The organism is Pseudoalteromonas haloplanktis ATCC 14393 (assembly GCF_000238355.1).
GTDB classification, from domain to species: Bacteria; Pseudomonadota; Gammaproteobacteria; order Enterobacterales; family Alteromonadaceae; genus Pseudoalteromonas; species Pseudoalteromonas haloplanktis.
In genome coordinates, this window is sequence record NZ_AHCA01000007.1 from 240,647 (window position 1) to 249,282 (window position 8,636).

An 8,636-nucleotide genomic window follows, 5' to 3' on the forward strand; every position below is an offset into this window, starting at 1 on the left:
CCCAGCAAAATGCTGGGCTTTTTACACTTTTAATCTCAGCTTTGAGCCCAATTAATAGTAATGGTTTTACAAAAAGGGTAGAATCGAGCGGTTAAATTATAGCTTGTTGGACTGTTTTTCCGACATTGAGGATGATATGAAATTTGAATTAGACCGTACAGATGGCAAAGCGCGCCGCGGCCGCTTGATTTTTGACCGAGGTGTAGTAGAAACACCCGCATTTATGCCTGTAGGTACTTACGGTACTGTAAAGGGGATGACCCCTGATGAAGTAAAAGATACCGGTGCCCAAATTTGTTTAGGCAATACCTTTCACTTAATGCTGCGTCCAGGTACTGAGATCATTAAACAGCATGGTGATTTACATGATTTTATGAATTGGGATCGTCCTATTCTGACCGATTCAGGCGGTTTTCAAGTTTTTAGCTTAGGTGCAATGCGTAAAATCAGCGAAGAAGGTGTATTGTTTAGCTCACCTGTAAACGGTGAAAAAATCATGTTATCGCCAGAAAAAGCAATGCAAGTGCAGCGCGATTTGGGGTCAGATATTGTCATGATTTTTGACGAGTGTACGCCATACCCTGCTACTGAAAAAGAAGCGAAAGACTCGATGGAGTTATCACTTCGCTGGGCTAAGCGCTCAAAAGAAGGCCATGGTGATAACCCTGCTGCATTGTTTGGTATTATTCAAGGCGGTATGTACCCTGAGTTACGTGCGCAATCACAAGCGGGCCTTGAAGAAATTGGTTTTGATGGTTATGCACTGGGTGGTTTATCAGTGGGTGAGCCAAAAAATGAGATGATCAATATTCTGGATCACTGCGCCTATAAAATGCCAGAGAACAAACCGCGTTACTTAATGGGGGTGGGCAAACCAGAAGATTTAGTTGAAGCTGTGCGTCGTGGTATCGACATGTTTGACTGTGTAATGCCAACCCGTAACGCCCGTAACGGTCATTTATTTATTACTGGTGGTATTGTCAAAATTCGTAACGCAGTGCATAAAACAGACACCGGCCCACTGGATCCTGAGTGTGACTGTCATACCTGTAAGAATTATTCACGTGCGTACCTACATCATCTTGATAAATGTAACGAAATATTAGGTGCACGACTAAACACAATACATAACTTACGTTATTATCAGCGTGTTATGGAAGGTTTGCGCAATGCGATTAGCGAAGGCAAGTTAGACGAATTTGTTAGTGATTTTTATGCTCGCCGTGGCCAAGATGTGCCAGAGCTAGCTGATACCGAAAATTAAATTTTAAAAATTAAAGAGGAAGTACTATGAGTTTATTTATTTCAAATGCCCATGCAAGTGCAGCAGGCGCGGCGCCAGCCGGTGGTGGTTATGAAATGTTGATCATGTTAGCTATTTTTGGCTTAGTGTTTTATTTCTTAATTTACCGCCCACAGGCTAAGCGTGTTAAAGAGCATAAAGCGCTTATGAATGCGATGGCTAAAGGTGACGAAGTGCTCACCCAAGGTGGTTTAGTAGGAAAAATTGCTAAAATTTCTGAAGACAAAGATTTCATCGTTATCTCTTTGAACGACCAAGCTGAAGTAACGGTACAAAAATCAGCTGTTTCAGCTGTGTTACCAAAAGGCACTATGAAGTCGCTATAATAATTAAATAAGGACGCCCACGTGTTAAACAAGTTTCCAGTTTGGAAGTATTTACTTGTTCTAGCTGTGATCGCGATTGGTCTTTTATATGCCTCTCCTAATTTGTATGGTCGTGATCCGGCCATACAAATTTCAGGCACTAAAGGCACTGATGCGGATCTCAGTGTTGTAGACAAAGTAAACGCGACCCTCGAAGAGCACAACGTTACTGTTAAATCAGTAGTTTTAGAAAACGGCCAAGTATTGATCCGTTTTAAAAACGTTGAAGAACAACTTAAAGCGCAAGATTTATTGCGTGATTCATTAAGCGAAGATTACATCTCAGCCATTAACATGGCCCCGGCGCAACCTCATTGGTTAAAAGCCCTTGGTGGCAATCCAATGAAATTGGGCTTGGATTTAAGTGGTGGTGTTCACTTTACGATGGAAATCGACATGGTGACAGCGGTTGATAACGCGCTGGAACAGATGGATCAAGATTATAAAAGTGACCTTCGTGAAGAAAAGCTGCGTTATCGCACTATTCGTCGTGTAGCAGGTACTGAACGTCTTCGCGTTGAAATGCGTAGTGAAGAAGACAAAGACGCCGCAGAACGCTTTTTACAATCACGCTACCCACTACACACTTTCATTGATGATAGCTCAAACGATAATGCATTTTACGCAAGCCTTAGCGACCAAAAGTTAAAAGAAATTCGTGACTACGCTATTAAGCAAAACGAAACCATTATTCGTAACCGTATCAATCAAATTGGTGTTGCTGAACCAAATGTACAGCGCCAAGGTGCAGAACGCATTATTGTGCAACTACCAGGCGTACAAGATACAGCTCGTGCGAAAGAAATTTTAGGTGCAACAGCTACGCTTGAGTTTCGTGAAGTAGACGAAAATGCAGATCCTTCAGCTGCCGCACAAGGGCGTATTCCACCTGGCACTGAAATGATCATGAGCCGTGATGGGTATCCTGTGGTATTGAAAAAACGCATTATTCTTGAAGGTAGCCACATTACAGGTGCGCAATCTGGTGCCGATGAATACCAACGCCCGCAAGTAAGTATCAGCCTTGATAGCAAAGGCGGCGCAAAAATGAATGCCTTTACGAAACGCGCGATTGGTAAGCGTATGGCAACGGTATTTATTGAGTACAAGCCTTCAGGTAAAACAGACGCAAACGGTAAAGCATTACCACCAATTAAAGTGGAAGAAGTAATCAACGTAGCAACTATTCAAGCACGTCTCGATCGCTCATTCCGTATTACTGGTATTGATAACCCAGCAGAAGCACATAACCTAAGTTTATTACTGCGTGCTGGTGCGTTAGTTGCGCCAATTCAAATTGTTGAAGAGCGTACCGTAGGCCCAAGCTTAGGTCAGGAAAACATTGAAGCAGGTATGACAGCCGTAGCCCTTGGTTTCTTATTCGTACTGATCTTTATGTTGGTTTATTATAAAGGCTTTGGTTTAGTGGCTAATGTTGCCTTAGCAGCTAATTTAGTCCTAATTGTAGGTGTAATGTCACTGATCCCGGGGGCCGCATTAACGCTACCAGGTATTGCTGGTATCGTACTTACAGTTGGTATGGCTGTTGATGCTAACGTACTTATTTTTGAGCGTATTCGTGAAGAACTCGCTGATGGTCGTAGCCCGCAACAGGCTGTACATCATGGCTATGACAGTGCCTTTAGTACGATTTTTGATGCCAATATTACCACCTTAATCGCTGCAATTATCTTGTTCGCAGTGGGCACAGGTCCGATTGCTGGTTTCGCAGTAACACTTGCGATTGGTATTATCACGTCAATGTTTACAGCCATTGTTGGTACCCGTGCGGTGATCAACTTATGTATTGGTGGTAAGCGCATTGATAAGCTGTCAATTTAAGGAGCAGGTATGCAAATTTTAAAATTAGGTGGCAGAACGTTAGCTTTCATGTCACTGCGTAAAGTTGCTATGAGTATCTCTACGTTGCTTATTTTGGCCTCATTCGCATCGTTCTTTGTGAAAGGTTTAAACTTTGGTTTAGACTTTACCGGCGGTACAGCGGTTGAAGTTGGTTTTGCCCAACCTGCAGATTTAAAGAAAGTTCGCTCGGTACTTGCTGAAAACGGTTTTGCAGATGCATCGGTACAATTGTTTGGTTCAAGCCAAGAGATTTTAGTACGCTTGGCACCTCGCGGTGATGATGTAAAAGCTGAAGTTATCGGTAACCAAGTGATTGATGCACTGAAAAAAGCCGACGACAGCGTGGTAATGCGCCGAATCGAGTTTGTTGGTCCAAGTGTTGGTGAAGACTTAAAAGAGCAGGGTGGCCTTGCCATGTTAACTGCACTTATCTGTATCTTGATCTACGTTGCATTTCGCTTTGAATGGCGTTTTGCGGTGGGGGCTGTATCGGCCTTGATGCATGATGTTATTATTACGCTTGGCTTGTTCTCAGTATTAGGTTTAGAGTTTGACCTAACAATACTGGCTGCAATTCTGGCCGTAATAGGTTACTCATTGAACGATACGATCGTTGTATCTGACCGCATACGTGAGAACTTCCGCAAAGTGCGTATTGATGACACCATTGAAATCATTGATATTTCATTAACGCAAACACTTAACCGTACCTTAGTAACTTCAATCACCACAATTTTAGTATTGATTGCTTTGTTTGCTTGGGGTGGCCAAACCATTCACGGCTTTGCTACGGCATTGTTATTTGGTGTGTTTATTGGTACTTACTCTTCAATTTATGTTGCCAGCGCTGTTGCAATTGCAATGGGCGTAAGTAAAGAAGATTTGATCCCAGAAGTCATCGAAAAAGAAGGCGCAGACTTAGACGCCATGCCATAAGCATAAAGCGAAGTTTACGTTTTTAAAAACCGCTCACATTGAGCGGTTTTTTGTTGTCAGAGATTGATGTCGTAGGTGGGGTTTTAGCCTGCAAAAGATTTAAAAAATTTACTCACAAAGAGGGTAAGGTAAAAGGAGCTAGGGAAGTGACTAGGCTCTAGGATTCATAGTCTGCAGCTAGCTAAGCATCTTGGTGGTGAACATAAACCTGCGCGAGGTAAACTCGCGCCTACGGGGTTGCACCGGTGTTTGCGTTTATTGTAGGCGCGGCTTTATGCCGCGCGGTTTAAAGACTCATGGCTAAAGCCATTTCCTACGTTCTAAAAACCCTAACCTCTAACCTCTAACATCTAACATCTAACATCTAACATCTAACATCTAACATCTAACATCCAAGTGCAGCTAGGTTCTAGGGAAGTGACTAGGCTCTAGGATTCATAGCCCGCAACCCGCAACTTTTCTTGTTTTTGCTCGAATTGGCGCTGATGTTAATTATTGCTATTTATGAAACACAATATTTCCTATAATAATTCTTATTGATCAAGAACTGATGTAACAAACTAATGTTAAAGCCATTTGTAGTCGCTACGAGTTTAATTATGATTAGCGGATGTGATAACAACGTAACAGTTCAACAGCACGAGCATGCGACTAAACCTTCGCCAGTAAGTGCATTGGAGCAATATCCGCAGCAAGCCAGTGACTTACTAAATAGCATCCGTGCTAAAAAAGATGCAGCCAGTTTAGAGGCTGAATCTGCACAATTAGTAATTTTATCGCTGGCCTTAATTAAAGAGGTTATCGTTAAGTATCCACAATGTACTGAGTATTTGAATGCGTTAAGTACAGTGGCAACTGCGATTGCTTCATTACCATTGATTGAAATTGAAAATGGTTATCATAGTGATGGCAAGTTACCTCCATTTGATGATCCTGTGTGTTATCACGCTAAAGATTTAGTTGTTCACCCAGCAACGGTACAAGCACATGCGCGCTTAGGGTTAGATGATCAACTCGCTTATCAAAATGCAGAGCTTGATGTTATCGAAGTCTTAGCCCATTTTGAACAGCTAGAACAAGCATTGGCTGATTAATTATTAACAGCCACACAGTACTGCCATAAAAATGTCATACGGTCTTGCTACTTTAACCGCCTCTTAATGAAGTTATGGGTTAGAAATAGTGAGTGTTCAGTTAGGTATATTAGAAAATATCTTAAAAAACAGTGAGATTACCACTTTATTTCAACCCATCTTTGATATTAGCGAGCAACAAATATTAGGTTATGAAGCACTTAGCCGCGGTCCTAAAAATTGCGTACTGCAAATGCCCAATGCATTATTTAGCGCGGCGGTAAACTTTGATAAAGTCTCAGAGCTTGAATTACTGTGCCGTTCCAAAGCAATCGAAAACTTTGTTAAACTCAATTTGCAAGGCAAATTATTTTTAAACGTAAGTCCTAAAACGCTACTAGATCCATGCCATCCTAAAGGTGAAACATTACACCTTGTTGAGCAATTTGGCTTAGCCGCTAATCGAGTGGTGATTGAAGTGACCGAACAAGAAAAAGTGGATGATGGATTTTTATTACTGAAAACCATTGCCCACTATCGCAAGCTAGGTTTCTCAATCGCGATTGATGACTTAGGAGCTGGTTACTCCGGTTTAAAGCAGTGGTCTGAATTATGCCCTGACTATGTAAAAATTGACCGCTACTTTATTGATCATTGTGATGAAAGTGTGGTTAAAAAAGAGTTTTTAAAATCCATTATTGAGCTCGCTAAAGTAACTAAAACAGCGGTGATCGCTGAGGGCATAGAGCGGCATGAAGAGTTAAGCCTTTTAGAGGGACTCGGTATTGTTCATGCCCAAGGCTTTTTGCTTGAGCGGCCAAGTTTGCGACCCAGCTCGGAGTTTAACTCAGCCCAGTTACAACAGTTAAATTTTACCCCAATCACAGATCAGTTTGAGCAATCAATGGCCATTGGTTGGCTGGCTGTTGAGCAATTATCCATTGGTAGCGAGACCCGCTGCAAAGACGCTCATAATATTTTTGAAAAAGATAAAGCAATCATTAGTATCGCTGTCGTCAATCAAGATGCGCAACCGATTGGCTTATTACACAAAGATCAACTAACAGAGGTATTTGCAGCCCCGTATGGGCATGCGCTCTATGACAAGCAGCCAGTGACGGCATTGATGCATAAACAGCCTTTAGTGGTTGATGAAAACCAGCTGCTTGATACCGTGAGCCAGCAGATCACAGAAAATGACTTTGATATCCGTCGGCATATTATCATTACGCGTGCCGGGCGATATTTAGGTCTTGCGCCACTTCGCGATATTTTAAAGCACATCACTGAAGAAAAAATACGTCATGCTCAACACGCTAACCCTCTAACAATGCTGCCGGGCAATGTGGCAATAAATGAAGCGATAGAACACAGATTAAGAGTTAAACATGGCTTTGCACTTGCTTACATAGATTTGAATCATTTCAAACAGTTCAATGACTTATATGGCTACGCCAGTGGTGACAGCGTTATCAAGTTACTAGCGGATGTAACCACGCAGGCATGCAGTAATGTTCCAAGCTTTGTTGGGCATATTGGTGGCGATGATTTTATGGTGGTATTTGATAGTGATAATGCCGAACAGATTTGTAATCAAATTATTAGTGACTTTGAGCTCAAGTCTCGGGCATTTTTTACACCAGAGCATATTGCCAGTGGGGGGTATTGGGCGACTAACCGTGAAGGTGAAAAGCAATTTGTGCCCTTGCTTACTCTGTCAATTGGCGTTGTCGAGCCAGATTTAGAGCAATGTACTAACAGTCATCAAATTGCAGCGTTGGCAACTGATGCCAAAAAAGAAGCAAAGCGTTACCGCCACAGCTACTTGTTTTTATGCAAACGCCGTGGTCCAGCATTGGCAGTTGTTAGTTTTAATCCGTGATTACAAGGCAAGAATTCTGATATGTAGTTGTTCTCTTTGGTAAACTACCAGCACTGTTAGCGCTTTATTTAGCTCACTAGAGTGGTTATATATTTAAGTCGATTGTGATTAGTCACAAAAAAAGGAGCCTTAGCTCCTTTTTGAACTTATAGCAGTATCCGTTAGCGCAGTAATGCTTCAGTTAACACTGGGCGAATTTCACGAATGATCGCTTGAGTTAATTTAGGTGAACCACAAATGATGTTACCGCTGTGGTTGTAGTTATTTCCGCCAGCGAAATCAACAATCATACCGCCCGCTTCTTTAACCATTAGCTCACCAGCAGCAGAAGTCCAAGGTTTTAAACCAATCTCAAAGAAGCCATCAATGCGCCCTGCAGCAACATAAGCCATGTCTAATGCAGAGCTGCCTGCACGGCGAATATCAGCTGTATGAACAAACAATGCCTTGAATGCTTCAGTATACGCATCCATATGATGTTTGTTTTTGAATGGGAAACCAGTCGCAAGTACAGTACCAGAAAGCACAGTAGTTTTACTTACACGAAGACGTTTACTGTTTAACTGAGCGCCTTGACCACGAGAAGCAGTAAAAAGCTCACCACGAATTGGGTCATAGATAACTGCTTGGTCTAAACGACCTTTAACTTTAAGAGCGATAGAGATCGCATAATGAGGAATGCCTTTGATGAAGTTGGTTGTGCCATCAATAGGATCTACAATCCATTGGTAATCTGCATCCTTGCCTTTGTGCTCACCTAACTCTTCACCCACGATAGAGTGAGTTGGGTAAGATTGTAAAATAGTGTCACGGATTACGGCTTCAGCTTCTTTATCAATATTAGTAACTAAATCGTTAGTACCTTTTTGTTGTACTTCAACTTTTGATAAATCTTCGCCAGCGCGAAGTAAAATTTTGCCTGCGTTACGCGCAGCGCGAACCGCAATGTTTAACATTGGATGCATGGTGTTACCTTTGGGTTGTAAAAGAACGTTTATATATTTCTATATATTTCAGCCGGCGTATTCTAGCGATTTTTGCCACAAAGTAAACAATAAACCCCAAATAGTTTTGAGTGTTTTTTATACTGACTTGAGTTGTAAGGTAAAAGTTGTAGATTTTTTCCGTCAGCCGTCAGCCGTCAGCCGTCAGCCGTCAGCCGTCAGCCTAAGACAAATTCGTCTTGACACCTAAGTTAATATGAGCAAAATTTT

At 41.9% G+C, this 8,636-nt stretch carries 7 protein-coding genes; 6 read left to right on the forward strand and 1 reads right to left on the reverse strand.

All coding sequences use genetic code 11. From position 1 onward, the window contains the following. Window positions 1–136 precede the first annotated feature (136 nt). The 6 genes from tgt (at window position 137) to PHAL_RS0114715 (ending at window position 7,422) form a co-directional block, all read left to right on the forward strand. On the forward strand, window positions 137–1,264 hold the full coding sequence (tgt, locus tag PHAL_RS0114690) for a tRNA guanosine(34) transglycosylase Tgt (protein WP_016709183.1): 1,128 nt from the start codon (window positions 137–139) through the stop codon (window positions 1,262–1,264). Window positions 1,265–1,290: 26 nt separating this feature from the next. Then, the gene (yajC, locus tag PHAL_RS0114695; protein WP_016709184.1) at window positions 1,291–1,629 is read left to right on the forward strand and encodes a preprotein translocase subunit YajC; all 339 of its coding nucleotides are present in this window, start codon (window positions 1,291–1,293) and stop codon (window positions 1,627–1,629) included. Between the two features lie 21 nt (window positions 1,630–1,650). Then, on the forward strand, window positions 1,651–3,510 hold the full coding sequence (secD, locus tag PHAL_RS0114700; protein ID WP_016709185.1) for a protein translocase subunit SecD: 1,860 nt from the start codon (window positions 1,651–1,653) through the stop codon (window positions 3,508–3,510). A 9-nt stretch (window positions 3,511–3,519) separates the two neighbouring features. Further along, window positions 3,520–4,467 carry a protein translocase subunit SecF gene (gene secF, locus PHAL_RS0114705; protein ID WP_016709186.1) on the forward strand — a complete coding sequence of 316 codons (948 nt, stop codon included), beginning with the start codon at window positions 3,520–3,522 and terminating at the stop codon, window positions 4,465–4,467. 599 nt (window positions 4,468–5,066) lie between these two features. Further along, the gene (locus PHAL_RS0114710) at window positions 5,067–5,561 is read left to right on the forward strand and encodes a hypothetical protein (protein WP_138555900.1); all 495 of its coding nucleotides are present in this window, start codon (window positions 5,067–5,069) and stop codon (window positions 5,559–5,561) included. 88 nt (window positions 5,562–5,649) lie between these two features. After that, entirely contained in the window at window positions 5,650–7,422 is a 1,773-nt protein-coding gene (locus PHAL_RS0114715) for a GGDEF domain-containing protein (RefSeq protein ID WP_016709188.1), read from the forward strand. A 161-nt stretch (window positions 7,423–7,583) separates the two neighbouring features. Here PHAL_RS0114715 and suhB read toward each other — a convergent pair whose 3' ends face one another. After that, window positions 7,584–8,387 (reverse strand): inositol-1-monophosphatase, encoded by an 804-nt coding sequence (suhB, locus tag PHAL_RS0114720; protein ID WP_016709189.1) that lies wholly within the window; start codon window positions 8,385–8,387, stop codon window positions 7,584–7,586. Between the last annotated feature and the right edge of the window lie 249 nt (window positions 8,388–8,636).